Origin of the sequence: Escherichia sp. F1 (genome assembly GCF_046764225.1) — a bacterium.
GTDB classification, from domain to species: Bacteria; Pseudomonadota; Gammaproteobacteria; order Enterobacterales; family Enterobacteriaceae; genus Escherichia; species Escherichia coli.
This window is the reverse complement of sequence record NZ_CP177202.1, coordinates 3,629,488-3,654,244: the sequence shown is the minus strand read 5'-3', so window position 1 is coordinate 3,654,244 and position 24,757 is coordinate 3,629,488. Positions and strand designations below refer to the sequence as shown.

The 24,757-nt window shown below is 51.5% G+C and carries 21 protein-coding genes; 13 read left to right on the top strand and 8 right to left on the bottom strand.

All coding sequences use genetic code 11. The annotated features are described in order from the left end of the window. Positions 1–9: 9 nt before the first annotated feature. The 6 genes from ACK8NJ_RS17605 to ACK8NJ_RS17580 all read right to left on the bottom strand — a co-directional run bounded on the left by ACK8NJ_RS17605 (position 10) and on the right by ACK8NJ_RS17580 (position 6,460). Entirely contained in the window at positions 10–339 is a 330-nt protein-coding gene (locus tag ACK8NJ_RS17605) for a cytochrome o ubiquinol oxidase subunit IV (RefSeq protein WP_000019869.1), read from the bottom strand. Next, the gene (locus tag ACK8NJ_RS17600) at positions 339–953 is read right to left on the bottom strand and encodes a cytochrome o ubiquinol oxidase subunit III (protein ID WP_000179819.1); all 615 of its coding nucleotides are present in this window, start codon (positions 951–953) and stop codon (positions 339–341) included. The genes ACK8NJ_RS17605 and ACK8NJ_RS17600 overlap by 1 nt, the downstream gene beginning before the upstream one ends. Continuing rightward, positions 943–2,934 carry a cytochrome o ubiquinol oxidase subunit I gene (gene cyoB, locus ACK8NJ_RS17595; protein ID WP_000467180.1) on the bottom strand — a complete coding sequence of 664 codons (1,992 nt, stop codon included), beginning with the start codon at positions 2,932–2,934 and terminating at the stop codon, positions 943–945. The genes ACK8NJ_RS17600 and cyoB overlap by 11 nt, the downstream gene beginning before the upstream one ends. 21 nt (positions 2,935–2,955) lie before the next feature. Further along, positions 2,956–3,903, bottom strand: a complete 948-nt coding sequence (gene cyoA / locus ACK8NJ_RS17590) for a cytochrome o ubiquinol oxidase subunit II (protein ID WP_407228080.1) — start codon at positions 3,901–3,903, stop codon at positions 2,956–2,958. 459 nt (positions 3,904–4,362) lie between these two features. Then, the gene (gene ampG / locus ACK8NJ_RS17585; protein ID WP_000098415.1) at positions 4,363–5,838 is read right to left on the bottom strand and encodes a muropeptide MFS transporter AmpG; all 1,476 of its coding nucleotides are present in this window, start codon (positions 5,836–5,838) and stop codon (positions 4,363–4,365) included. 43 nt (positions 5,839–5,881) lie between these two features. After that, positions 5,882–6,460, bottom strand: a complete 579-nt coding sequence (locus tag ACK8NJ_RS17580; RefSeq protein ID WP_001295326.1) for a lipoprotein — start codon at positions 6,458–6,460, stop codon at positions 5,882–5,884. A gap of 304 nt (positions 6,461–6,764) precedes the next feature. Between ACK8NJ_RS17580 and bolA the strand changes: the two genes are divergently transcribed. The 9 genes from bolA to fadM all read left to right on the top strand — a co-directional run bounded on the left by bolA (position 6,765) and on the right by fadM (position 17,093). Next, the gene (bolA, locus tag ACK8NJ_RS17575; RefSeq protein WP_000973449.1) at positions 6,765–7,082 is read left to right on the top strand and encodes a transcriptional regulator BolA; all 318 of its coding nucleotides are present in this window, start codon (positions 6,765–6,767) and stop codon (positions 7,080–7,082) included. A 343-nt stretch (positions 7,083–7,425) separates the two neighbouring features. After that, complete coding sequence (tig, locus tag ACK8NJ_RS17570; protein ID WP_001198386.1) at positions 7,426–8,724, top strand: trigger factor; 1,299 nt, start codon at positions 7,426–7,428, stop codon at positions 8,722–8,724. Positions 8,725–8,969: 245 nt separating this feature from the next. Further along, a complete protein-coding gene (gene clpP, locus ACK8NJ_RS17565; RefSeq protein ID WP_000122253.1) occupies positions 8,970–9,593 on the top strand; it encodes an ATP-dependent Clp endopeptidase proteolytic subunit ClpP in 624 nt (207 codons plus the stop codon). A gap of 125 nt (positions 9,594–9,718) precedes the next feature. Continuing rightward, the gene (gene clpX, locus ACK8NJ_RS17560) at positions 9,719–10,993 is read left to right on the top strand and encodes an ATP-dependent protease ATP-binding subunit ClpX (RefSeq protein WP_000130305.1); all 1,275 of its coding nucleotides are present in this window, start codon (positions 9,719–9,721) and stop codon (positions 10,991–10,993) included. A 187-nt stretch (positions 10,994–11,180) separates the two neighbouring features. Beyond that, positions 11,181–13,535, top strand: a complete 2,355-nt coding sequence (gene lon / locus ACK8NJ_RS17555) for an endopeptidase La (protein ID WP_001295325.1) — start codon at positions 11,181–11,183, stop codon at positions 13,533–13,535. A gap of 208 nt (positions 13,536–13,743) precedes the next feature. Next, positions 13,744–14,016, top strand: a complete 273-nt coding sequence (gene hupB, locus ACK8NJ_RS17550) for a nucleoid-associated protein HU-beta (protein WP_001043542.1) — start codon at positions 13,744–13,746, stop codon at positions 14,014–14,016. 191 nt (positions 14,017–14,207) lie between these two features. Next, a complete protein-coding gene (gene ppiD / locus ACK8NJ_RS17545) occupies positions 14,208–16,079 on the top strand; it encodes a peptidylprolyl isomerase (protein WP_000969372.1) in 1,872 nt (623 codons plus the stop codon). Between the two features lie 150 nt (positions 16,080–16,229). Further along, positions 16,230–16,601 (top strand): helix-hairpin-helix domain-containing protein, encoded by a 372-nt coding sequence (locus ACK8NJ_RS17540; RefSeq protein WP_094308354.1) that lies wholly within the window; start codon positions 16,230–16,232, stop codon positions 16,599–16,601. A 93-nt stretch (positions 16,602–16,694) separates the two neighbouring features. Beyond that, positions 16,695–17,093, top strand: coding sequence for a long-chain acyl-CoA thioesterase FadM (fadM, locus tag ACK8NJ_RS17535; protein ID WP_411961836.1), 399 nt, complete (start codon positions 16,695–16,697; stop codon positions 17,091–17,093). A gap of 51 nt (positions 17,094–17,144) precedes the next feature. On the opposite strand, the gene queC is transcribed toward fadM, so the two are convergent. Together queC and ACK8NJ_RS17525 are read right to left on the bottom strand one after the other, a co-directional pair. Then, positions 17,145–17,840 (bottom strand): 7-cyano-7-deazaguanine synthase QueC, encoded by a 696-nt coding sequence (queC, locus tag ACK8NJ_RS17530; protein ID WP_000817227.1) that lies wholly within the window; start codon positions 17,838–17,840, stop codon positions 17,145–17,147. A 64-nt stretch (positions 17,841–17,904) separates the two neighbouring features. Further along, positions 17,905–19,605, bottom strand: coding sequence for an SgrR family transcriptional regulator (locus ACK8NJ_RS17525; RefSeq protein WP_411961835.1), 1,701 nt, complete (start codon positions 19,603–19,605; stop codon positions 17,905–17,907). A 99-nt stretch (positions 19,606–19,704) separates the two neighbouring features. Between ACK8NJ_RS17525 and cof the strand changes: the two genes are divergently transcribed. The 4 genes from cof (at position 19,705) to ACK8NJ_RS17505 (ending at position 24,710) form a co-directional block, all read left to right on the top strand. Beyond that, positions 19,705–20,523 carry an HMP-PP phosphatase gene (cof, locus tag ACK8NJ_RS17520; RefSeq protein ID WP_001305489.1) on the top strand — a complete coding sequence of 273 codons (819 nt, stop codon included), beginning with the start codon at positions 19,705–19,707 and terminating at the stop codon, positions 20,521–20,523. A 152-nt stretch (positions 20,524–20,675) separates the two neighbouring features. Continuing rightward, positions 20,676–21,134: a DNA-binding transcriptional regulator DecR gene (gene decR, locus ACK8NJ_RS17515; protein ID WP_000884589.1), complete on the top strand. Its 459-nt coding sequence runs from the start codon at positions 20,676–20,678 to the stop codon at positions 21,132–21,134. Between the two features lie 29 nt (positions 21,135–21,163). After that, positions 21,164–22,936, top strand: a complete 1,773-nt coding sequence (locus ACK8NJ_RS17510) for a SmdA family multidrug ABC transporter permease/ATP-binding protein (RefSeq protein ID WP_089705541.1) — start codon at positions 21,164–21,166, stop codon at positions 22,934–22,936. Next, entirely contained in the window at positions 22,929–24,710 is a 1,782-nt protein-coding gene (locus ACK8NJ_RS17505; RefSeq protein ID WP_411961834.1) for a SmdB family multidrug efflux ABC transporter permease/ATP-binding protein, read from the top strand. Before ACK8NJ_RS17510 ends, ACK8NJ_RS17505 begins: the two co-directional genes overlap by 8 nt. Positions 24,711–24,757 lie beyond the last annotated feature (47 nt).

Sequence of the window (24,757 nt, the reverse complement as noted above, 5' to 3'; positions counted from 1 at the left end):
CCGCCGCTCTTAGTGCATCATCATGTTGTAGTTGAGGTTCCACATAATCCAGATGGAGCCTACAACCAGGATAGCGATGATTAGCACGGTGAAGACAAACGCCGTCATGTTCCAGCCTTCATCTGATTTGGTATTCATGTGCAGGAAGCACACCAGATGCACCAGAACCTGTACCACTGCCATTGCCAGGATTGTTCCCAGAATTACGGCCGGAGAGGCAGCTCCTGTCATCACCATCCAGAACGGAATCACCGTCAGAATGATCGACAGGATAAAGCCTGTCATGTAGGTTTTTACGCTGCCATGGGACGCGCCGCTGTGATCGGTAGAATGACTCATTACATCGCCCCCATCAGATAAACAACAGTGAACACACAGATCCAAACCACATCCAGGAAGTGCCAGAACAGGCTCAGGCACATGATGCGGGTACGGTTAGTGCTGGTCAGGCCGCGACGGGCGATTTGCACCATCAGCACCGCCATCCAGATAAGACCGGAAGTGACGTGCAGACCGTGCGTGCCGACCAACGCAAAGAACGCTGACAGGAAGCCGCTGCGATCCGGACCCATGCCGTTAACAATCAGGTGATGGAATTCATAGATTTCCATCCCAATAAATCCGGCACCAAACAACCAGGTCAACGCCAGCCAGGAGATAACCTGGCTTTTGTTGTTTTTGTACATGGCGATAGCCGCCATGCCGTAGGTGATGGAGCTGAACAACAGCAAGAAAGTTTCAACCAGAACGAACGGCAGTTCGAAAATGTCCTTACCTGTCGGGCCGCCTGCGGTGCCGTTCACCAGAACGGCATAGGTAGCAAACAAGATAGAGAACAGAATGCAGTCGCTCATCAGGTAGATCCAAAATCCGAAGATTTTGGTTCCGCCTGCATCGTGGTGCCCGTGTTCGTGCGCGTGGGCAGTCGCGTGCGTCAAAGTATCAGTTGCCATTTTTCAGCCCTGCCTTAGTAATCTCATCGAAATGCTGGTTTTCCAGTTTTTCGATTTCTGCCACCGGCACGTAGTAATCCACGTCCTCGTCGAAGCTTTTCACGATCCAGGTGATGATCATGCCTGCGAAGCCAACAATCGCCAGCCACCAGATATGCCAGATCATGGCGAAACCGAAGATGGTGGAGAAAGCTGCAATGACGATACCTGCACCGCTGTTTTTCGGCATATGAATTTCTTCATAGTGGTCAGGCTTTTTGTACGCTTCGCCTTTCTCTTTCATTTCCCAGAATGCATCACGCTCGTGAACGTGCGGCACAACGGCAAAGTTATAGAACGGAGGCGGGGAAGAGGTTGCCCACTCCAGCGTACGGCCACCCCACGGGTCGCCAGTCAGGTCACGGTTCTGGTCGCGGTCACGAATAGAAACGTACATCTGAATAACGAGGCAGAGAATACCCAGCGCAATCAGTACTGCACCGCTGGCTGCAATCATCAGCATGGTGTGGAACTGCGGGTCAATCTGCTGGCTCAAACGACGGGTCATGCCCATGAAGCCCAGCGCATACAGCGGCATAAAGGCAACGAAGAAGCCGATGATCCAGAACCAGAACGCGCGTTTACCCCAGGTTTCGTTCAGTTTGAAACCGAACGCTTTAGGCCACCAGTAGGTCATCCCTGCGAAGCAGCCGAAGACCACGCCGCCGATGATCACGTTATGGAAGTGCGCAATCAGGAACAGGCTGTTATGCAGAACGAAGTCCGCGCCCGGTACTGCCAGCAGCACGCCAGTCATACCGCCTACCGAGAAGGTGACGATAAAACCGATGGTCCACAGCATCGCAGAATGGAACACGATGCGGCCCTGATACATGGTGAACAGCCAGTTGAAGATCTTCACCCCGGTCGGGATGGCGATAATCATGGTGGTGATACCAAAGAAGGCGTTTACGTTCGCGCCCGCACCCATCGTAAAGAAGTGGTGCAGCCAGACGATGAACGACAGCACGGTGATACAGACGGTTGCCCATACCAGCGAGGTATAACCAAACAGACGTTTACGCGAGAAGGTTGCCGCAATTTCGGAGAACACACCGAAAACAGGCAGGATCAGGATGTAAACTTCCGGGTGGCCCCAGGCCCAAATCAGGTTGATGTACATCATCATGTTGCCACCCATATCGTTGGTAAAGAAATGGGTGCCCAGATAGCGATCCAGGGTCAACAACGCAACGGTAACCGTCAGAATTGGGAAGGAAGCAATAATCAGTACGTTCGCGCACAGTGATGCCCAGGTAAATACTGGCATCTTGAACATGGTCATGCCCGGTGCGCGCATCTTCAGAATGGTAACGAAGAAGTTGATACCGGTAAGCGTTGTACCTATACCGGATAGCTGGAGACTCCATATCCAGTAATCGACACCGACTCCCGGACTGTACTCTATTCCCGATAGCGGTGGATAGGCCAGCCAGCCGGTCTGCGCAAATTCGCCCACGCCGAGAGAAACGTTAACCAGAATCACACCAACAACGGTAAACCAGAAGCTTAGGTTGTTGAGGAACGGGAACGCAACGTCACGCGCGCCGATCTGCAGCGGAACCACCAGGTTCATCAGACCGATAACGAAAGGCATCGCCACGAAGAAGATCATAATCACGCCGTGCGCGGTGAAGATCTGATCGTAGTGGTGAGGTGGCAGGAAGCCCGCTTCGCCCGCAGAGGCAAGGGCCTGCTGGCTACGCATCATAATGGCGTCAGCAAAACCACGCAGCAACATCACAATCGCCACGATGATATACATGATACCGAGGCGTTTATGGTCGACGGAGGTCAGCCACTCTTTCCACAGGTAGGTCCACTTACCGAAGTAAGTGATCAGGCCAACGAGCGCCAGACCTCCCAAAATAATGCCAGCGATCGTAACCATGACGATAGGTTCATGGAACGGGACTGCATCAAGTGATAATTTTCCGAACATCTTTATTCTTCCTCAACCCCTTTAATGGGCGGATTCCGCGTGGCTCATGTCCATGCCTTCCATACCTTCGTGTGCGCTGTGCTCACCTTCTGGCTGGGTCATGTCCATGCTCTTACCGTGAGCCATAAACTTGTTAATCACATCGGCAAACAAGTCTGGTTTCACGTTGGAGAAATATTCCACTTGGTTGTATTCGCTAGGCGCGGCCAGTTTTTCGAATGCTGCCATGTCAGACATGGTGTTCGGCGACTGTTTCGCTTTTGCGACCCACTGGTCGAATGCGGCGCGATCCGGTGTTGCAATAGCTTTGAACTTCATGCCTGAGAAGCCCGGGCCGCTGTAGCTGGCGGAGATACCGTCATAAGTACCGGGTTCGTTGGCGATCAGATGCAGGCGAGTCTGCATACCGGCCATGGCATAAATCTGGCTACCCAGACGCGGAATGAAGAAGGAGTTCATCACGGAGTTGGAGGTCACTTTGAAGTACACCGGAGTGTTCGCCGGGAAAGCGATTTCATTCACGGTAGCAACGCCCTGTTCCGGGTAGATGAAGAACCATTTCCAGTCCATGGAAACCACTTCGATGGTAATGGGCTTCTCGTCGTGTGCCAGCGGCTTGCTAGGCTCAAGAGCGTGAGTGGTTTTCCAGGTCAGTACCGCAAGGAAGATGATGATTAAGATAGGTACCGTCCAGACCACAGCTTCCACTTTATTGGAGTGTGACCAGTTCGGGCTGTACTTAGCATCTTTATTGCTCGCACGGTACTTCCAGGCGAAACCAACAGCCATCAAGATTGCGGGAATAACGACAATCAACATCAGGCCAAATGCCGTCAGTATCAGTGAACGTTGCTCCAGACCAATCTGTCCTTTGGGATCTAACAGCGCAGAATTACAGCCACTGAGCAATACAGTGCCTGCAAATAATGACAACCATCCCAAACTTTTTTTGTATTTCCTGAGTCTCATTTAACGACCTCAATTCCACGGGATCTGGTGGCGTTTAAAGTGTGTGGGCATTTTACGGGAAGGTTACATTACTGTAAACATGATTAAATTCCTGTTACTTGGATTTGGCTTCCAGGTCACATATGTTGCAAAACATATCAGGTTGATTTTAAGAAGCTGTTGCAAAAGGGCGTTATAACAAAAGGGGAGTGCAGAAGGAGTCTGGGCGGGCAATTGGTATAACCAATGCGAAATAAAACAATTATTTAACAAATAATTATCATTAAGGTGACAACTTGGTAGTGAGAAAATAAAGACTCATTAGCTGAATCGTGTAAGAAAAATAGAATTCATAAATGGCGTCAATAATTTCCAGACGCTAAGTCGCACAAAAGAACAAATATTAATAAGCGATGCTGATGTTTATTTAGCCGTAATAATTACGGCGAGTGATTACTACAGCTAAATAATATTTACAGATTACGTCAGATGCGTTTTTCGTAGCGCCAGATAATCCAGTAAACCACCAAGCACGACGCCAGAAAGGGCGACTAAAACCCCGACTTCCAGCAGAGCAGGCAGGAAAGAGAAGTGCGTCAAATCCAGCGCGTCCATCGTCAACAGGAGTAACCACACGGCCAACAGGCTGACGCCCGCCGCCAGTGTCCACATGGCAAAGGCATAACCTGCCGGATATTCGGTACGGGAGATAAAGTTGTCATTTACTCGTGTATATTCAAGCGTCTGGCGACAAACCAGCAGCAAAATAAGCCCTGGTACGGCAGCGGCGACGGAGAACAGATAGAATGTCGACCAGCCGTGTGCTTCAACAAACCAACCCGCCACGGGGCCGACATAAACTCGCCCTACAGCAGAAAGCGCTGAGAGCAGGGCAAATTGAGTAGCGGAAAATGACTTATTACACAGCGTCATTAACAGCGCGACAAAGGCTGATGTACCCATCCCGCCACAGAGGTTTTCGAAAAAGACGGCTGCGCCCATGCTGTAGAGATGCTTATCAGTAATCGACAGCAGCCAGTAACCGGCGTTAGACGCACCTTGTAAAATGCCGAAAATCAGCAGCGCCCGGAACAGTGACAGGCGCTGCATCAAAATACCACCGTACAATGCGCCAACAATGGTCGCCAGTAAGCCAAGCGTTTTGTTAACCACGCCTACTTCACCCGCATCAAACCCGACGCCGCGAATCAAAAACGTGGTTGTCAGGCTCATGGCGAATGCGTCGCCCAGCTTATACAGCACGATAAGAAGCAAAATAAGCCAGGCATTATTGCGACCAAAGAAATCGCGCAGAGGTGCAACAACCGCTTGTTCCAGCGTTTTGGGCACTGGAATGGTGTCGGTTGGTTCTGGTGCAAGTAACGTCGCGATAATACAGGGGATCAACAGCGCCGCCATCAACCAGTACATGCCCTGCCAGCCCAGCCATTTATCTGCCAGCCACAGGGCTAAGCCGCCGGAAATCAGCATCCCTAAACGGTAACCCAGCACGCTGATTGCCGCGCCCGCACCACGCTCTTCTGCCGGAAGCACATCGGTTTTCCACGCATCGAAGACAATATCCTGGGAGGCAGAGCAAAAAGCGATCACCACCGCCAGTGCCGCCATCCAGCGGAGCTGGGTGCCTGGTTCGAGAAAACCCATCGCCGCAATGGCGACTAATAACAGGATTTGCGTGGCGAGCAGCCAACCGCGCCGCCGCCCGAAAAATGGGGGCGTGTAGCGGTCCATCAGCGGTGACCAGAGGAATTTAAAAACGTAAGCCTGGCCTACCAGAGAGAAGAAACCAATGGTTTTAAGATCGATATTCTCGACCGTCATCCAGGCCTGTAAGGTGCCGGATGTCAGGGCGAGCGGTAGCCCGGAAGCAAAACCCAGGATCAGCAATATGGCTGAACGCGGCTGTTGAAAAATACGTAAATATTGACTGGACATGGGCGTCTACAGGCCCGGCTTGCACCGGGCCAGAGGGCAGAAATTAACGCGCGTTCTGCTTGATGAATTCGTGGATGCTGGTGTCCTGAGACATATCAGCGATGGTATCGGTCAGCACACTGTTAACCGCATCGGCGATATTTTTGTTGGAGGCCTGGAACGCACCTTCAACGTTGTAGCTGGCACGATAGTTCTTGGTCATTTTGTTGCCATTCTGCGCGGTAGCGATGATGGCGATATCCGCTTTGGTCGCGATGTTATAGCGCACGTTGCCCTGGGACACATCAGCATACAGTTGGCTAACGATGATTTGCAGATTAACCGGGCCATTCGGACCGACCATGTAACCACGCGCGGTCATCTGTTTTTCAAGCACTTCTTGCAGCAGGAAGCGCAGATCGCGGGAAGCGGTCAGGGTAACGATTTGATTATCGCGGGTGACTTTTGCCAGCGCCTGATCGGTACGCTGATCGGCACCATTAATGCTTACGGTGACGCCCATCAGGCTTGGATCCTGCTGTGGCAGTGTAATCGTCGGGGAAACTTCAATAGTTGTTGGCGGTTTTGCGCATCCTGCAAGCATAAACAGAGCAACTAACGGGAAGAGGATTTTTTTGAACATGTTCGGGCTCTCAGAGACTCTTAAGCGTGTTTGGTAAAAATTCCCGCCATCATAACATTGCCAACGGCGAGGGGAAGTGGGTAAGGCATGTAAATTCATCATGTTGACGAAATAATCGCCCCTGGTAAAAGAAACGCTGATGCGAGGCCTGTGTTTCAATCTTTAAATCAGTAAACTTCATACGCTTGACAGAAAAACCAGGACGAAACCTAAATATTTGTTGTTAAGCTGCAATGGAAACGGTAAAAGCGGCTAGTATTTAAAGGGATGGATGACATCTCAGCGTTGTCGGAGGAGATATTTCATGATGATACGTGAGCGGATAGAAGAAAAATTAAGGGCGGCGTTCCAACCCGTATTCCTCGAAGTAGTGGATGAAAGCTATCGTCACAATGTCCCAGCCGGCTCTGAAAGCCATTTTAAAGTTGTGCTGGTCAGCGATCGTTTTACGGGTGAACGTTTTCTGAATCGTCATCGAATGATTTACAGTACTTTAGCGGAGGAACTCTCTACTACCGTTCATGCGCTGGCTCTGCATACTTACACTATTAAGGAGTGGGAAGGGTTGCAGGACACCGTCTTTGCCTCTCCTCCCTGTCGTGGAGCAGGAAGCATCGTGTAAAAACGCATTTGCAACTGTCGGCGCTTTTCCAGTATGTTGCTAAAGATTTTATGAAAAACGGCCTGCGGGCCGTTTTGTTTTGTCTGGATTTTGCGCTTTTTGCCCAGCATTCAGACGAAAATCGCCCGGGAATTGTGAAAAAATACGCGACAGCGCGCAATAACCGTTCTCGACTCATAAAAGTGATGCCGCTATAATGCCGCGTCCTATTTGAATGCTTTCGGGATGATTCTGGTAACAGGGAATGTGATTGATTATAAGAACATCCCGGTTCCGCGAAGCCAACAACCTGTGCTTGCGGGGTAAGAGTTGACCGAGCACTGTGATTTTTTGAGGTAACAAGATGCAAGTTTCAGTTGAAACCACTCAAGGCCTTGGCCGCCGTGTAACGATTACTATCGCTGCTGACAGCATCGAGACCGCTGTTAAAAGCGAGCTGGTCAACGTTGCGAAAAAAGTACGTATTGACGGCTTCCGCAAAGGCAAAGTGCCAATGAATATCGTTGCTCAGCGTTATGGCGCGTCTGTACGCCAGGACGTTCTGGGTGACCTGATGAGCCGTAACTTCATTGACGCCATCATTAAAGAAAAAATCAATCCGGCTGGCGCACCGACTTATGTTCCGGGCGAATACAAGCTGGGTGAAGACTTCACCTACTCTGTAGAGTTTGAAGTTTATCCGGAAGTTGAACTGCAGGGTCTGGAAGCGATCGAAGTTGAAAAACCGATCGTTGAAGTGACCGACGCTGACGTTGACGGCATGCTGGATACTCTGCGTAAACAGCAGGCGACCTGGAAAGAAAAAGACGGCGCTGTTGAAGCAGAAGACCGCGTAACCATCGACTTCACCGGTTCTGTAGACGGCGAAGAGTTTGAAGGCGGTAAAGCGTCTGATTTCGTACTGGCGATGGGCCAGGGTCGTATGATCCCGGGCTTTGAAGACGGTATCAAAGGCCACAAAGCTGGCGAAGAGTTTACCATCGACGTGACCTTCCCGGAAGAATACCACGCAGAAAACCTGAAAGGTAAAGCAGCGAAATTCGCTATCAACCTGAAGAAAGTTGAAGAGCGTGAACTGCCGGAACTGACTGCAGAATTCATCAAACGTTTCGGCGTTGAAGATGGTTCCGTAGAAGGTCTGCGCGCTGAAGTGCGTAAAAACATGGAACGCGAGCTGAAGAGCGCCATCCGTAACCGCGTTAAGTCTCAGGCGATCGAAGGTCTGGTAAAAGCTAACGACATCGACGTACCGGCTGCGCTGATCGACAGTGAAATCGACGTTCTGCGTCGTCAGGCTGCACAGCGTTTCGGTGGCAACGAAAAACAAGCTCTGGAACTGCCACGCGAACTGTTCGAAGAACAGGCTAAACGTCGCGTAGTTGTTGGCCTGCTGCTGGGCGAAGTTATCCGCACCAACGAGCTGAAAGCTGACGAAGAGCGCGTGAAAGGCCTGATCGAAGAGATGGCTTCTGCGTACGAAGATCCGAAAGAAGTTATCGAGTTCTACAGCAAAAACAAAGAACTGATGGACAACATGCGCAATGTTGCTCTGGAAGAACAGGCTGTTGAAGCTGTACTGGCAAAAGCGAAAGTGACTGAAAAAGAAACCACTTTCAACGAGCTGATGAACCAGCAGGCGTAATTTACGCAGCATAACGCGCTAAATTCGCACAAAAGCCCGTCACCGCCAGGTGGTGGGCTTTTTTTTGTCATGAATTTTGCATGGAACCGTGCGAAAAGCCTCTTTCGGTGTTAGCGTAACAACAAAAGATTGTTATGCTTGAAATATGGTGATGCCGTACCCATAACACAGGGACTAGCTGATAATCCGTCCATAAGGTTACAATCGGTACAGCAGGTTTTTTCAATTTTATCCAGGAGACGGAAATGTCATACAGCGGCGAACGAGATAACTTTGCACCCCATATGGCGCTGGTGCCGATGGTCATTGAACAGACCTCACGAGGTGAGCGCTCTTTTGATATCTATTCTCGTCTACTTAAGGAACGCGTCATTTTTCTGACTGGCCAGGTTGAAGACCACATGGCTAACCTGATTGTGGCGCAGATGCTGTTCCTGGAAGCAGAAAACCCAGAAAAAGATATCTATCTGTACATTAACTCCCCTGGCGGGGTGATCACTGCCGGGATGTCTATCTATGACACCATGCAGTTTATCAAGCCTGATGTCAGCACCATCTGTATGGGCCAGGCGGCTTCGATGGGCGCTTTCTTGCTGACTGCAGGGGCAAAAGGTAAACGTTTCTGCCTGCCGAATTCGCGCGTGATGATTCACCAGCCGTTGGGCGGCTACCAGGGCCAGGCGACCGATATCGAAATTCATGCCCGTGAAATTCTGAAAGTTAAAGGGCGCATGAATGAACTTATGGCGCTTCATACGGGTCAATCATTAGAACAGATTGAACGTGATACCGAGCGCGATCGCTTCCTTTCCGCCCCTGAAGCGGTGGAATACGGTCTGGTCGATTCGATTCTGACCCATCGTAATTGATGCCAGAGGCGCAACTGTGCCGCTATACTTATCCAGGGCGGCACAACGCTGTAAGCGGCTTGCGCCTGAGAATGGCATTTGCGTCGTCGTGTGCGGCACAAAGAACAAAGAAGAGGTTTTGACCCATGACAGATAAACGCAAAGATGGCTCAGGCAAATTGCTGTATTGCTCTTTTTGCGGCAAAAGCCAGCATGAAGTGCGCAAGCTGATTGCCGGTCCATCCGTGTATATCTGCGACGAATGTGTTGATTTATGTAACGACATCATTCGCGAAGAGATTAAAGAAGTTGCACCGCATCGTGAACGCAGTGCGCTACCGACGCCGCATGAAATTCGTAACCACCTGGACGATTACGTTATCGGCCAGGAACAGGCGAAAAAAGTGCTGGCGGTCGCGGTATACAACCACTACAAACGTCTGCGCAACGGCGATACCAGCAATGGTGTCGAGTTGGGCAAAAGTAACATTCTGCTGATCGGTCCGACCGGTTCCGGTAAAACGCTGCTGGCCGAAACGCTGGCGCGCCTGCTGGACGTCCCGTTCACCATGGCCGACGCAACCACGCTGACCGAAGCCGGTTATGTGGGCGAAGACGTTGAAAACATCATTCAGAAGCTGTTGCAGAAGTGCGATTACGACGTACAGAAAGCGCAGCGCGGGATTGTCTACATCGATGAAATCGACAAGATTTCTCGCAAGTCAGACAACCCGTCCATTACCCGAGACGTTTCCGGTGAAGGCGTACAGCAGGCACTGTTGAAACTGATCGAAGGTACGGTAGCTGCTGTTCCGCCGCAAGGTGGGCGTAAACATCCGCAGCAGGAATTCTTGCAGGTTGATACCTCTAAGATCCTGTTTATCTGTGGCGGTGCGTTTGCCGGTCTGGATAAAGTGATTTCCCATCGTGTAGAAACCGGCTCCGGCATTGGTTTTGGCGCGACGGTAAAAGCGAAGTCCGACAAAGCAAGCGAAGGCGAGCTGCTGGCGCAGGTTGAACCGGAAGATCTGATCAAGTTTGGTCTGATCCCTGAGTTCATTGGTCGTCTGCCGGTTGTAGCAACGTTGAATGAACTGAGCGAAGAAGCTCTGATTCAGATCCTCAAAGAGCCGAAAAACGCCCTGACCAAGCAGTATCAGGCGCTGTTTAATCTGGAAGGCGTGGATCTGGAATTCCGTGACGAGGCGCTGGATGCTATCGCTAAGAAAGCGATGGCGCGTAAAACCGGTGCCCGTGGCCTGCGTTCCATCGTAGAAGCCGCACTGCTCGATACCATGTACGATCTGCCGTCCATGGAAGATGTCGAGAAAGTGGTTATCGACGAGTCGGTAATTGATGGTCAAAGCAAACCGTTGCTGATTTATGGCAAGCCGGAAGCGCAACAGGCATCTGGTGAATAATTAACCATTCCCATACAATTAGTTAACCAAAAAGGGGGGATTTTATCTCCCCTTTAATTTTTCCTCTATTCTCGGCGTTGAATGTGGGGGAAACATCCCCATATACTGACGTACATGTTAATAGATGGCGTGAAGCACAGTCGTGTCATCTGATTACCTGGCGGAAATTAAACTAAGAGAGAGCTCTATGAATCCTGAGCGTTCTGAACGCATTGAAATCCCCGTATTGCCGCTGCGCGATGTGGTGGTTTATCCGCACATGGTCATCCCCTTATTTGTCGGGCGGGAAAAATCTATCCGTTGTCTGGAAGCGGCGATGGACCATGATAAAAAAATTATGCTGGTCGCGCAGAAAGAAGCTTCAACGGATGAGCCGGGTGTAAACGATCTTTTCACCGTCGGGACCGTGGCCTCTATATTGCAGATGCTGAAACTGCCTGACGGCACCGTCAAAGTGCTGGTCGAGGGGTTACAGCGCGCGCGTATTTCTGCGCTCTCTGACAATGGCGAACACTTTTCTGCGAAGGCGGAGTATCTGGAGTCGCCGACCATTGATGAGCGGGAACAGGAAGTGCTGGTGCGTACTGCAATCAGCCAGTTCGAAGGCTACATCAAGCTGAACAAAAAAATCCCACCAGAAGTGCTGACGTCGCTGAATAGCATCGACGACCCGGCGCGTCTGGCGGATACCATTGCTGCACATATGCCGCTGAAACTGGCTGACAAACAGTCCGTTCTGGAGATGTCCGACGTTAACGAACGTCTGGAATATCTGATGGCAATGATGGAATCGGAAATCGATCTGCTGCAGGTTGAGAAACGCATTCGCAACCGCGTTAAAAAGCAGATGGAGAAATCCCAGCGTGAGTACTATCTGAACGAGCAAATGAAAGCTATTCAGAAAGAACTCGGTGAAATGGACGACGCGCCGGACGAAAACGAAGCCCTGAAGCGCAAAATTGACGCGGCGAAAATGCCGAAAGAGGCAAAAGAGAAAGCGGAAGCAGAGTTGCAGAAGCTGAAAATGATGTCTCCGATGTCGGCAGAAGCGACCGTAGTGCGTGGTTATATCGACTGGATGGTACAGGTGCCGTGGAATGCGCGTAGCAAGGTCAAAAAAGACCTGCGTCAGGCGCAGGAAATCCTTGATACCGACCATTATGGTCTGGAGCGCGTGAAAGATCGTATCCTTGAGTATCTTGCGGTTCAAAGCCGTGTCAACAAAATCAAAGGACCGATCCTCTGCCTGGTAGGGCCGCCGGGGGTAGGTAAAACCTCCCTGGGTCAGTCCATCGCCAAAGCCACCGGGCGTAAATATGTCCGTATGGCGCTGGGCGGCGTGCGTGATGAAGCGGAAATCCGTGGTCACCGCCGTACTTACATCGGTTCTATGCCGGGTAAACTGATCCAGAAAATGGCGAAAGTGGGCGTGAAAAACCCGCTGTTCCTGCTCGATGAGATCGACAAAATGTCTTCTGACATGCGAGGCGATCCGGCTTCCGCACTGCTTGAAGTGCTGGATCCAGAGCAGAACGTAGCGTTCAGCGACCACTACCTGGAAGTGGATTACGACCTTAGCGACGTGATGTTTGTCGCGACGTCGAACTCCATGAACATTCCGGCACCGCTGCTGGATCGTATGGAAGTGATTCGCCTCTCCGGTTATACCGAAGATGAAAAACTGAACATCGCCAAACGTCACCTGCTGCCGAAGCAGATTGAACGTAATGCACTGAAAAAAGGTGAGCTGACCGTCGACGATAGCGCCATTATCGGCATTATTCGTTACTACACCCGTGAGGCGGGCGTGCGTGGTCTGGAGCGTGAAATCTCCAAACTGTGTCGCAAAGCGGTTAAGCAGTTACTGCTCGATAAGTCATTAAAACATATCGAAATTAACGGCGATAACTTGCATGACTATCTCGGTGTTCAGCGTTTCGACTATGGACGCGCGGATAACGAAAACCGTGTCGGTCAGGTAACCGGTCTGGCGTGGACGGAAGTGGGCGGTGACTTGCTGACCATTGAAACCGCGTGCGTTCCGGGGAAAGGCAAACTGACCTATACCGGTTCGCTCGGTGAAGTGATGCAGGAGTCCATTCAGGCGGCGTTAACGGTGGTTCGTGCGCGTGCGGAAAAACTGGGGATCAACCCTGATTTTTACGAAAAACGCGACATCCACGTCCACGTACCGGAAGGTGCGACGCCGAAAGATGGTCCGAGTGCCGGTATTGCTATGTGCACCGCGCTGGTTTCTTGCCTGACCGGTAACCCGGTTCGTGCCGATGTGGCAATGACCGGTGAGATCACTCTGCGTGGTCAGGTACTGCCGATCGGTGGTTTGAAAGAAAAACTACTGGCAGCGCATCGCGGCGGGATTAAAACAGTGCTAATTCCGTTCGAAAATAAACGCGATCTGGAAGAGATTCCTGACAACGTAATTGCCGATCTGGACATTCATCCTGTGAAGCGCATTGAGGAAGTTCTGACTCTGGCGCTGCAAAATGAACCGTCTGGCATGCAGGTTGTGACTGCAAAATAGTGACCTCGCGCAAAATGCACTAATAAAAACAGGGCTGGCAGGCTAATTCGGGCTTGCCAGCCTTTTTTTGTCTCGCTAAGTTAGATGGCGGATCGGGCTTGCCCTTATTAAGGGGTGTTGTAAGGGGATGGCTGGCCTGATATAACTGCTGCGCGTTCGTACCTTGAAGGATTCAAGTGCGATATAAATTATAAAGAGGAAGAGAAGAGTGAATAAATCTCAATTGATCGACAAGATTGCTGCAGGGGCTGATATCTCTAAAGCTGCGGCTGGCCGTGCGTTAGATGCTATTATTGCTTCCGTAACTGAATCTCTGAAAGAAGGGGATGATGTAGCACTGGTAGGTTTTGGTACTTTTGCCGTTAAAGAGCGTGCTGCCCGTACTGGCCGCAACCCGCAGACCGGTAAAGAGATCACCATCGCTGCCGCTAAAGTACCGAGCTTCCGTGCAGGTAAAGCACTGAAAGACGCGGTAAACTAAGCGTTGTCCCCAGTGGGGATGTGACGAAGTTCAAGGGCGCATCTACTGATGTGCCTTTTTTATTTGTATTCGGTGACTTTCTGCGTCTTGTGGGCTGACAATTGCCCCCGTTTCTTGTCACAATAGGCCTTTGCGCGCATCGATACGTTGCGTGAGGTACACAGTCATCTACAGCGGAGTGTTGTTACACCATGATGGACAGCTTACGCACGGCTGCAAACAGTCTCGTGCTCAAGATTATTTTCGGTATCATTATCGTGTCGTTCATATTGACCGGCGTGAGTGGTTACCTGATTGGCGGAGGCAATAACTACGCCGCAAAAGTGAATGACCAGGAAATCAGCCGTGGGCAATTCGAGAACGCCTTCAACAGCGAGCGTAATCGCATGCAGCAACAGCTGGGCGATCAATACTCTGAGCTTGCAGCGAACGAAGGCTATATGAAAACCCTGCGTCAACAGGTGCTGAATCGTCTGATCGACGAGGCGCTGCTGGATCAGTACGCTCGTGAGCTGAAACTGGGTATCAGCGATGAGCAGGTTAAACAGGCGATTTTCGCGACCCCAGCCTTCCAGGTTGACGGCAAATTTGATAACAGCCGCTATAACGGTATCCTCAACCAGATGGGGATGACCGCCGATCAGTACGCCCAGGCGCTGCGTAACCAGCTCACTACCCAACAGCTGATTAACGGCGTTGCCGGTACCGATTTTATGCTGAAAGGTGAAACCGACGAGCTGGCGGCACTGGTAGCTCAACAACGCGTGGTGCGTGAAGCGACTATCGATGTTAACGCGCTGGCGGCGAAGCAGCCTGTGACCGAACAGGAAATTGCCAGCTACTACGAACAAAACAAAAACAATTTCATGACGCCGGAACAATTCCGCGTGAGTTACATCAAGCTGGATGCCGCAACGATGCAGCAACCGGTTAGCGATGCGGATATCCAGAGCTACTACGATCAGCATCAGGATCAATTCACCCAGCCGCAGCGTACCCGCTACAGCATCATCCAGACCAAAACTGAAGATGAAGCGAAAGCGGTACTTGATGAGCTGAATAAAGGCGGTGATTTTGCTGCATTAGCCAAAGAAAAATCTGCCGATATTATCTCTGCTCGTAACGGCGGCGATATGGGTTGGTTAGAAGATGCCACTATCCCGGACGAACTGAAAAATGCTGGTCTGAAAGAGAAAGGCCAACTGTCTGGTGTCATCAAATCTTCGGTCGGTTTCCTGATTGTACGTCTGGACGACATTCAGCCAGCGAAAGTGAAATCGTTAGACGAAGTACGTGACGACATTGCGGCGAAAGTGAAACACGAAAAAGCCCTCGATGCGTACTATGCGCTGCAGCAGAAAGTGAGCGATGCGGCAAGCAACGACACCGAGTCTCTGGCCGGTGCAGAGCAAGCAGCCGGCGTTAAAGCCACTCAGACGGGTTGGTTCAGCAAAGATAACCTGCCGGAAGAGTTGAACTTCAAGCCGGTTGCCGACGCTATCTTTAACGGCGGTCTGGTAGGTGAAAACGGCGCGCCGGGCATCAACTCTGACATCATCACCGTAGACGGCGACCGCGCATTCGTGCTGCGCATCAGCGAGCACAAACCGGAAGCGGTGAAACCGTTGGCAGATGTTCAGGAACAAGTTAAGGCACTGGTTCAGCACAACAAAGCTGAACAACAGGCGAAAGTGGATGCTGAGAAACTGCTGGTTGATTTGAAAGCCGGCAAAGGTGCGGAAGCTATGCAGGCTGCCGGTCTGAAATTTGGCGAGCCGAAAACCTTAAGCCGTTCCGGTCGTGACCCGATTAGCCAGGCGGCGTTTGCACTACCACTGCCAGCGAAAGACAAACCGAGCTACGGTATGGCGACCGATATGCAAGGTAATGTGGTTCTGCTGGCGCTGGACGAAGTGAAACAAGGTTCAATGCCGGAAGATCAGAAAAAAGCGATGGTGCAGGGTATCACCCAGAACAACGCACAAATCGTCTTTGAAGCGCTGATGAGTAACCTGCGTAAAGAGGCGAAAATCAAAATTGGCGATGCGCTGGAACAGCAATAATCCTGAAGCCGCCTCGCAAAAAAATGCTTTGCAGCTGTAACAAGAAAAGGTCGCTTTCGCGGCCTTTTCCATTTCTGAACATTGCCATTTGTTTCCTGTTTTCACTGCCGTTAAGGTGATTCCACTGTTAACAAACAAGGAGAAAACAGTATGAAACACGGAATTAAAGCACTGCTCATTACCCTGTCCCTGGCCTGTGCCGGAATGTCTCATAGTGCTCTGGCGGCAGCTCCTGCGGCGAAACCGACAACGGTAGAAACCAAAGCGGAAGCTCCTGCAGCACAAAGTAAAGCAGCAGTACCGGCGAAAGCCAGTGACGAAGAAGGCATCCGGGTCAGCATTAATAATGCCAGCGCGGAAGAGTTAGCCCGCGCGATGAATGGCGTTGGCCTGAAGAAAGCGCAGGCGATTGTCAGTTATCGCGAAGAGTACGGTCCGTTTAAAACGGTGGAGGATCTAAAGCAGGTGCCGGGGATGGGCAATTCGCTGGTGGAGCGTAATCTGGCGGTATTAACCCTGTAATTAATTTGCATAGTGGCAATTTTTTGCCAGACTGAAGAGGTCATACCAGTTATGACCTCCGTACTTATAACAACAACGTAAGGTTCTCGCGCTATGCAAACACAAATCAAAGTTCGTGGATATCATCTCGATGTTTACCAGCACGTTAACAACGCTCGCTACCTTGAGTTTCTCGAAGAAGCCCGCTGGGATGGGTTGGAAAATAGCGACAGTTTTCAGTGGATGACGGCCCATAACATCGCTTTCGTGGTGGTCAATATCAATATTAACTATCGTCGCCCGGCGGTATTAAGCGACCTGTTAACCATTACCAGTCAGTTACAGCAATTAAACGGTAAAAGCGGCATCCTAAGCCAGGTCATTACACTGGAGCCGGAAGGGCAGGTGGTAGCGGATGCGCTTATTACGTTTGTTTGTATCGATCTTAAAACGCAGAAAGCGTTAGCCCTGGAAGGGGAACTACGTGAAAAGCTTGTGCAGATGGTGAGGTAAACGTTTTGTGGTGCCGGATGCTCAAGCCGCATCCGGCGACACCCGGAATAATTACTTCAACCCGGTTTTCTGCTTCATCGCTGCCATCACCGTCGGTTTATCGGCCAGATAATGATTCAAACCGTTGGCGCGTAAATTACACGCCGCACAATGACCGCAACCGTCGCCTTTAATGCCGTTATAGCAGGTCAACGTTTCGTTACGGACTAAATCCAGTTTGCCGTAATAATCAGCCAGCGCCCAGGTTTCCGCTTTATCAATCCACATCAGCGGCGTTTCAAAACGAATATCTTTCGCCATACCCAGACTGACGGCATGGTTCAGTGCTTTCACAAACTCATCACGACAATCCGGGTAGCCGGAGAAATCCGTTTCGCAGACGCCGGTAATTACGGCTTCTGCTTTTACCTGATACGCATATATTGCCGCCAGTGTCAGGAACAAAATATTACGCCCAGGGACAAACGTATTCGGGATGCCATCAGCTTCAGGCTCATAATCAGGCACCGGAATGCTGTCACGCGTCAGGCTGCTGACCGCCAGCTCGTTGAGCAGCGTTACATCAAGAACCTTATGCGCACGTGCCCCCAGTTTCAGCGCCAGTTCGCGTGCCACGTCGATTTCTGCGCGATGCCGCTGACCGTAATCGAACGTCACGCAATGGACTTCATCATATTGTTGTAATGCCTGCACCAGACAGGTGGTGGAATCCTGGCCTCCACTGAACACAACGACAGCACGTTTCATAGATAATCCTGCTTGAACAATAAAAGCGTTATGGTAACGCCTGCGATTAACCCGGACCAGCTATTCATTGCGACGGCGCGGGAAGCCAGGCTTCGGTAAATTCAAACCAGCCTCGCGGTGTCAGTCGCACACCGTTCACGCCGGGAGGGGCGCTAATGCGATAGTGATAGTTGAACAGCGGCGTCAGCGTCGCATCTGCCATTAACTGGCTAAAAACCGCTTTCAGGGCATTAAATCGGTTTTCCTCATCAGGCATTACTTGCACCGCGTCCAAGGTCGATTGCAAATGTGCATATGCTGGAGCGTCGAAAACATGTGGCCACAGTGGATCGCAACGCAGCCATTGCTCCAGGGTATATTCCGGTGCTTCGCCAATTAATCTGTCGCCCATCATGAGGTCTGCGTGTGCCAGTAGGGGCGTGTAGTCCCAGTTTTTTGCGTTATGAAAAATAATTGTAAGTTCACAGTCTTCCGCTGCCAGTGTCGCCTGTAGGCGTTCTGCCATGGTATGAAGTTCTATCGGTAGGTGATAAACCAGCGTCAAGGTTTTCGGTAGTTTGACTTCATCCGGTACTTGCCATTGTGGAATAGTCCAGTCTGGCAGTAATGCATGACTGGCGGTGATCAGGTTTTCTCCGACTTCTAACGTTTGTAATAAACCGGATTGATGAATAATGGAGATCACTTTTCGCGCCTGCCAGAGGGACAGTCGGGGACTTTTGCGCAACGTTAAATAGCAAAAACCTAAACTGATGCCACTACTGACCTGGCTGACCCGTTGCAGCTCCTCAGGTTTGCCGATAGTGATTTGCACGGGATGCCGACAACTGGTTCCCAAATCTTTTTCGAAAAGCGGCGGAGTTATCCAGTACTCAACCGCTTTAAGCAGCGGATGACGTAAATGGTAATAATCATGACTCTCCAGGCGCACCAGTTCCGCTGTGAATTGTGTTAAGCGAAAAGGACCAGTGCCGATCAGGGGGAATTGCGGATGCGCCAGATGGCTGCAATAGCTCGCCAGCCGGTGCGCAAGCCAGTAATCGGGGCGATGTAAAAAGAAGGTCAGACACTGCGGATGGGTGACTTCAATACGCTTCACGCTAATAAATAATTGATCCAGTGCTGGCAGTTGTAACAGCATCAATAATCGCTGGTGTAAGTGTGAGGCTTTTACTGCATCGCCGTTATGCCAGTGTAGGGTTGAACGAAGATAAAAGTCCCAGCGTAACCCGTCAGCAGAGGTTTCCCAGTGATGCGCTAAATCGCCAATCGCGCGTTGGGTATTATTATCGAAGCGGGTCAGGCCGGAAAATATCTGTCCGGCGAGATGCTGCTCGGCACGGCCGGGCAAAAAGCCCGGTTGTAGCGGTTCGAGCGGGCGATAGTAGGGAATACGCAACGTGGGCGTATCGTTTTGCCATTGTCCGCCCATAAACGGCTGTAACAGAGTGCGCAGCTCACCTGGGGCCAGTTGCGCCAGCTCCAGCACATCTTGCTGCTTTCCGGTTTCCAGCGCCTGTTCCATCATCGCATTGCGTAGCGATTCTGGCGTGACCAGAAAGCGTAGTTGCCCGCGCTTTCCGCGTCCTGACTGCGCCTGCCACTCCAGCCATCCCGCCTCCTGTGCCTGGCGTAACAGCGTACGAACATGGCGTTCGCTGCAAAAACAGCGTTCGGCCAGTTCGCTGACGGTGACGGTTTGCGGCTTTCCGGCGGAAGGTTGCCACAGACGTTGATACTGGTTAAGACGGTTGAGCAGTCGCATATAAACCCGGAACAATATTATTTAACTATTCACTATTACTTCCGTATATATCAGGTGATACTCAATCACCATTAACCGTGTCACAGAGTGGAGAAAGAAATGGCTCGTCTGGCAGCATTTGATATGGATGGCACTTTATTGATGCCTGACCATCATTTAGGTGAGAAAACCCTCTCTACTTTGGCGCGGCTGCGTGAACGCGACATTACCCTCACTTTTGCCACGGGGCGTCATGCGCTGGAGATGCAGCATATTCTCGGGGCGCTATCGTTGGATGCATATTTGATTACTGGCAACGGAACGCGCGTACATTCTCTGGAAGGTGAACTTTTACATCGTGATGATTTACCTGCGGATGTCGCGGAGCTGGTGCTGTATCAGCAATGGGATACCCGAGCCAGCATGCATATCTTCAATGACGATGGTTGGTTTACCGGGAAAGAGATCCCTGCGTTGTTGCAGGCATTTGTCTATAGCGGTTTTCGTTATCAGATAATCGATGTCAAAAAAATGCCACTCGGCAGCGTCACCAAGATCTGCTTCTGTGGCGATCACGACGATCTTACACGCTTGCAGATCCAGCTACACGAAGCATTAGGCGAGCGTGCACATTTATGTTTTTCCGCCACGGATTGCCTCGAAGTGCTGCCGGTGGGCTGCAATAAAGGCGCAGCATTGACGGTGCTGACCCAACATTTAGGTTTATCGTTGCGCGATTGCATGGCCTTTGGTGATGCGATGAACGATCGCGAAATGTTAGGCAGCGTCGGTAGCGGCTTTATTATGGGCAATGCGATGCCGCAACTGCGCGCGGAACTCCCGCATTTACCGGTGATTGGACATTGCCGAAATCAGGCTGTCTCTCACTATTTGACGCACTGGCTGGACTATCCACATCTACCTTATTCCCCCGAATAACGAGATCCCTTCCAGCACCGGGCAATTGCCCGGTTTTTTTTGCGTTGAATTTGTCATTTTGTGCCGTGGTGTTTAAACCGCACAGAATAAATTGTCGCGATTTCACCTTTAAAATAGAATTAAAAGAGAAAAAAATTCTCCGTGGAAGGGCTATGTTAGATAAAATTGACCGTAAGCTGCTGGCCTTACTACAGCAGGATTGCACCCTCTCTTTGCAGGCACTGGCTGAAGCCGTTAATCTGACAACCACCCCGTGCTGGAAGCGTCTGAAACGGCTGGAGGACGACGGTATCCTTATCGGCAAAGTCGCCCTGCTGGATCCGGAAAAAATAGGCCTCGGCCTGACCGCCTTTGTGCTGATAAAAACGCAACATCACAGCAGCGAATGGTATTGCCGCTTTGTCACGGTGGTTACCGAAATGCCAGAAGTGCTGGGGTTCTGGCGCATGGCCGGTGAATACGATTATCTGATGCGCGTCCAGGTTGCCGACATGAAACGCTACGACGAATTTTATAAGCGTCTGGTAAACAGCGTGCCGGGGCTGTCGGACGTCACTTCCAGCTTCGCGATGGAACAGATTAAATACACCACTTCTTTACCCATCGAATAAATATCCAGAATCAGGTCAGGACACAACGCGTGCGATTATTTGCTCAATTAAGCTGGTATTTCCGTCGGGAATGGCGTCGCTATCTCGGGGCTGTCGCCTTGCTTGTCATTATCGCGATGCTGCAACTGGTTCCGCCAAAAGTGGTTGGTATTGTTGTCGATGGCGTGACAGAACAACACTTTACTACCGGGCAGATCCTGATGTGGATCGCCACCATGGTGCTGATTGCCGTTGTGGTTTATCTCCTGCGTTACGTCTGGCGCGTATTGCTGTTTGGTGCGTCTTATCAACTGGCTGTTGAACTGCGTGAAGATTATTACCGTCAGCTAAGCCGGCAGCATCCTGAGTTTTACCTGCGTCATCGCACGGGTGACCTCATGGCTCGTGCGACCAATGACGTCGATCGGGTCGTGTTTGCCGCCGGAGAAGGGGTGCTGACGCTGGTGGATTCACTGGTGATGGGCTGCGCTGTGTTGATTATGATGTCTACGCAAATTAGCTGGCAGTTGACCTTATTTGCCCTGTTACCGATGCCAGTGATGGCGATCATGATTAAGCGCAACGGCGATGCCTTGCATGAACGCTTTAAGCTAGCACAGGCGGCGTTTTCCAGTCTTAATGACCGCACCCAGGAAAGCCTCACCAGTATCCGCATGATCAAAGCCTTTGGTCTGGAAGATCGTCAGTCGGCGCTATTTGCCGCGGATGCCGAAGATACCGGCAAAAAAAACATGCGGGTGGCGCGTATTGATGCTCGTTTCGACCCGACCATCTATATCGCGATTGGTATGGCGAACTTGCTGGCGATTGGCGGCGGTAGTTGGATGGTCGTGCAGGGCAGCTTAACGTTGGGCCAGCTTACCAGTTTTATGATGTACCTTGGTTTGATGATTTGGCCGATGCTGGCGCTGGCATGGATGTTTAACATTGTGGAGCGTGGCAGCGCGGCGTATAGCCGAATTCGTACCATGCTGGCCGAAGCGCCAGTCGTTATTGATGGTAGTGATAAGGTGCCAGAAGGTCGTGGTGAACTGGATGTAAATATTCACCAGTTCACGTATCCGCAGACTGACCATCCTGCGCTGGAAAACGTCAATTTCGCCCTGAAACCCGGTCAGATGCTAGGTATTTGCGGGCCGACTGGTTCCGGCAAAAGTACCCTGTTGTCGCTCATTCAGCGTCATTTCGACGTCAGCGAGGGGGATATCCGCTTTCATGATATTCCTCTGACGAAGTTACAACTCGATAGCTGGCGTAGCCGCCTGGCGGTAGTTAGCCAGACACCGTTCCTTTTTTCCGACACCGTAGCGAACAACATCGCGTTGGGTTGCCCGAATGCCACCCAGCAAGAGATTGAGCATGTCGCGCGGTTAGCCAGCGTGCATGACGATATTTTGCGTTTACCGCAAGGTTACGATACAGAAGTGGGCGAGCGCGGCGTGATGCTTTCCGGTGGGCAAAAACAGCGTATCTCCATTGCTCGTGCGTTATTAGTCAACGCGGAAATCCTCATCCTTGATGATGCGCTTTCGGCAGTAGACGGACGCACAGAGCACCAGATCCTGCATAACCTGCGTCAGTGGGGGCAGGGAAGAACGGTAATCATCAGTGCCCATCGCCTTTCGGCACTGACGGAAGCCAGTGAAATTATTGTGATGCAGCACGGACATATCGCTCAGCGTGGCAATCATGATGAGCTGGCGCAACAAAGCGGCTGGTATCGCGATATGTATCGCTATCAACAACTGGAGGCGGCGCTCGACGACGCTCCGGAAATTCGCGAGGAGGCCGTTGATGCGTAGTTTTAGCCAACTGTGGCCGACTCTCAAGCGTCTGTTAGCGTACGGTTCGCCGTGGCGTAAACCGCTGGGGATTGCGGTCCTGATGATGTGGGTTGCGGCGGCGGCAGAAGTCAGCGGGCCGCTGCTTATCAGCTATTTTATCGACAATATGGTAGCGAAAAATAACCTGCCGTTGAAAGTGGTTGCCGGGCTGGCTGCGGCGTATGTTGGGCTACAACTGTTTGCCGCCGGGCTACATTACGCGCAGTCGCTGCTGTTTAATCGGGCGGCAGTAGGCGTAGTGCAACAGTTGCGTACCGACGTGATGGATGCTGCGTTACGCCAGCCATTAAGCGAGTTTGATACCCAACCTGTCGGGCAGGTGATTTCCCGCGTCACTAATGACACTGAAGTGATCCGCGACCTCTACGTTACCGTAGTGGCAACTGTCCTGCGTAGCGCCGCACTGGTGGGCGCGATGCTGGTGGCGATGTTCAGCCTCGACTGGCGAATGGCGCTGGTGGCGATAATGATTTTCCCGGTGGTGCTGGTGGTAATGGTGATATATCAGCGTTACAGCACGCCGATTGTCCGCCGTGTACGCGCCTATCTGGCGGATATCAACGACGGCTTTAACGAAATCATCAATGGCATGAGCGTCATCCAGCAGTTCCGTCAGCAGGCGCGATTTGGCGAACGTATGGGTGAGGCCAGTCGTTCACACTATATGGCGAGGATGCAAACCCTGCGCCTCGACGGTTTTCTGCTGCGTCCGCTGCTGAGTCTGTTTTCATCGCTCATTCTTTGTGGATTGTTGATGCTGTTTGGCTTCTCTGCCAGCGGCACCATTGAAGTGGGCGTACTGTATGCGTTTATCAGCTATCTTGGGCGACTTAACGAACCCTTAATCGAACTGACCACGCAACAGGCGATGCTGCAACAGGCTGTTGTTGCTGGTGAGCGCGTGTTTGAGCTGATGGACGGACCGCGCCAGCAATATGGTAATGATGATCGCCCCTTACAGAGCGGCACCATTGAAGTCGATAACGTGTCATTTGCTTATCGCGATGACAATCTGGTACTGAAGAACATTAATCTCTCGGTGCCTTCGCGCAACTTTGTGGCGCTGGTCGGGCATACCGGCAGTGGTAAAAGTACCCTCGCCAGTTTATTGATGGGCTATTACCCGCTAACGGAAGGTGAGATTCGCCTTGATGGTCGTCCATTAAGTTCGTTAAGTCACAGCGCGCTGCGTCAGGGCGTGGCGATGGTGCAGCAAGATCCGGTAGTGCTGGCGGATACCTTTCTCTCCAACGTGACGCTGGGACGTGATATCTCCGAAGAACGCGTCTGGCAGGCGCTGGAAACCGTGCAACTGGCGGAGCTGGCGCGCAGCATGAGTGATGGTATTTATACGCCGCTGGGAGAGCAGGGGAATAATCTCTCCGTCGGGCAAAAGCAACTGCTGGCACTGGCACGCGTGCTGGTGGAGACGCCGCAAATCCTGATCCTTGATGAGGCAACCGCCAGCATTGACTCCGGTACTGAACAGGCGATTCAACATGCTCTGGCGGCAGTGCGTGAACATACCACGCTGGTGGTGATTGCTCACCGCTTATCAACTATTGTTGATGCCGACACCATTCTGGTGCTTCATCGTGGGCAAGCTGTGGAGCAGGGCACTCACCAGCAACTGCTGGCGGCCCAGGGACGCTACTGGCAGATGTATCAACTGCAACTTGCGGGCGAAGAGCTGGCAGCCAGCGTGCGTGAAGAGGAATCATTGAGCGCCTGAATAGCGCAATATTTCATCGTTGGTGCAAAAATGTAACGCACTGTGCA

What these genes read in the sequence shown, in the direction of transcription:
- ACK8NJ_RS17605 (WP_000019869.1), bottom strand. Translation starts at nt 339, where the DNA reads ATGAGTCATTCTACCGATCACAGCGGCGCGTCCCATGGCAGCGTAAAA.
- ACK8NJ_RS17600 (WP_000179819.1), bottom strand. Translation starts at nt 953, where the DNA reads ATGGCAACTGATACTTTGACGCACGCGACTGCCCACGCGCACGAACAC.
- cyoB (WP_000467180.1), bottom strand. Translation starts at nt 2,934, where the DNA reads ATGTTCGGAAAATTATCACTTGATGCAGTCCCGTTCCATGAACCTATC.
- cyoA (WP_407228080.1), bottom strand. Translation starts at nt 3,903, where the DNA reads ATGAGACTCAGGAAATACAAAAAAAGTTTGGGATGGTTGTCATTATTT.
- ampG (WP_000098415.1), bottom strand. Translation starts at nt 5,838, where the DNA reads ATGTCCAGTCAATATTTACGTATTTTTCAACAGCCGCGTTCAGCCATA.
- ACK8NJ_RS17580 (WP_001295326.1), bottom strand. Translation starts at nt 6,460, where the DNA reads ATGTTCAAAAAAATCCTCTTCCCGTTAGTTGCTCTGTTTATGCTTGCA.
- bolA (WP_000973449.1), top strand. Translation starts at nt 6,765, where the DNA reads ATGATGATACGTGAGCGGATAGAAGAAAAATTAAGGGCGGCGTTCCAA.
- tig (WP_001198386.1), top strand. Translation starts at nt 7,426, where the DNA reads ATGCAAGTTTCAGTTGAAACCACTCAAGGCCTTGGCCGCCGTGTAACG.
- clpP (WP_000122253.1), top strand. Translation starts at nt 8,970, where the DNA reads ATGTCATACAGCGGCGAACGAGATAACTTTGCACCCCATATGGCGCTG.
- clpX (WP_000130305.1), top strand. Translation starts at nt 9,719, where the DNA reads ATGACAGATAAACGCAAAGATGGCTCAGGCAAATTGCTGTATTGCTCT.
- lon (WP_001295325.1), top strand. Translation starts at nt 11,181, where the DNA reads ATGAATCCTGAGCGTTCTGAACGCATTGAAATCCCCGTATTGCCGCTG.
- ppiD (WP_000969372.1), top strand. Translation starts at nt 14,208, where the DNA reads ATGATGGACAGCTTACGCACGGCTGCAAACAGTCTCGTGCTCAAGATT.
- ACK8NJ_RS17540 (WP_094308354.1), top strand. Translation starts at nt 16,230, where the DNA reads ATGAAACACGGAATTAAAGCACTGCTCATTACCCTGTCCCTGGCCTGT.
- fadM (WP_411961836.1), top strand. Translation starts at nt 16,695, where the DNA reads ATGCAAACACAAATCAAAGTTCGTGGATATCATCTCGATGTTTACCAG.
- queC (WP_000817227.1), bottom strand. Translation starts at nt 17,840, where the DNA reads ATGAAACGTGCTGTCGTTGTGTTCAGTGGAGGCCAGGATTCCACCACC.
- ACK8NJ_RS17525 (WP_411961835.1), bottom strand. Translation starts at nt 19,605, where the DNA reads ATGCGACTGCTCAACCGTCTTAACCAGTATCAACGTCTGTGGCAACCT.
- cof (WP_001305489.1), top strand. Translation starts at nt 19,705, where the DNA reads ATGGCTCGTCTGGCAGCATTTGATATGGATGGCACTTTATTGATGCCT.
- decR (WP_000884589.1), top strand. Translation starts at nt 20,676, where the DNA reads ATGTTAGATAAAATTGACCGTAAGCTGCTGGCCTTACTACAGCAGGAT.
- ACK8NJ_RS17505 (WP_411961834.1), top strand. Translation starts at nt 22,929, where the DNA reads ATGCGTAGTTTTAGCCAACTGTGGCCGACTCTCAAGCGTCTGTTAGCG.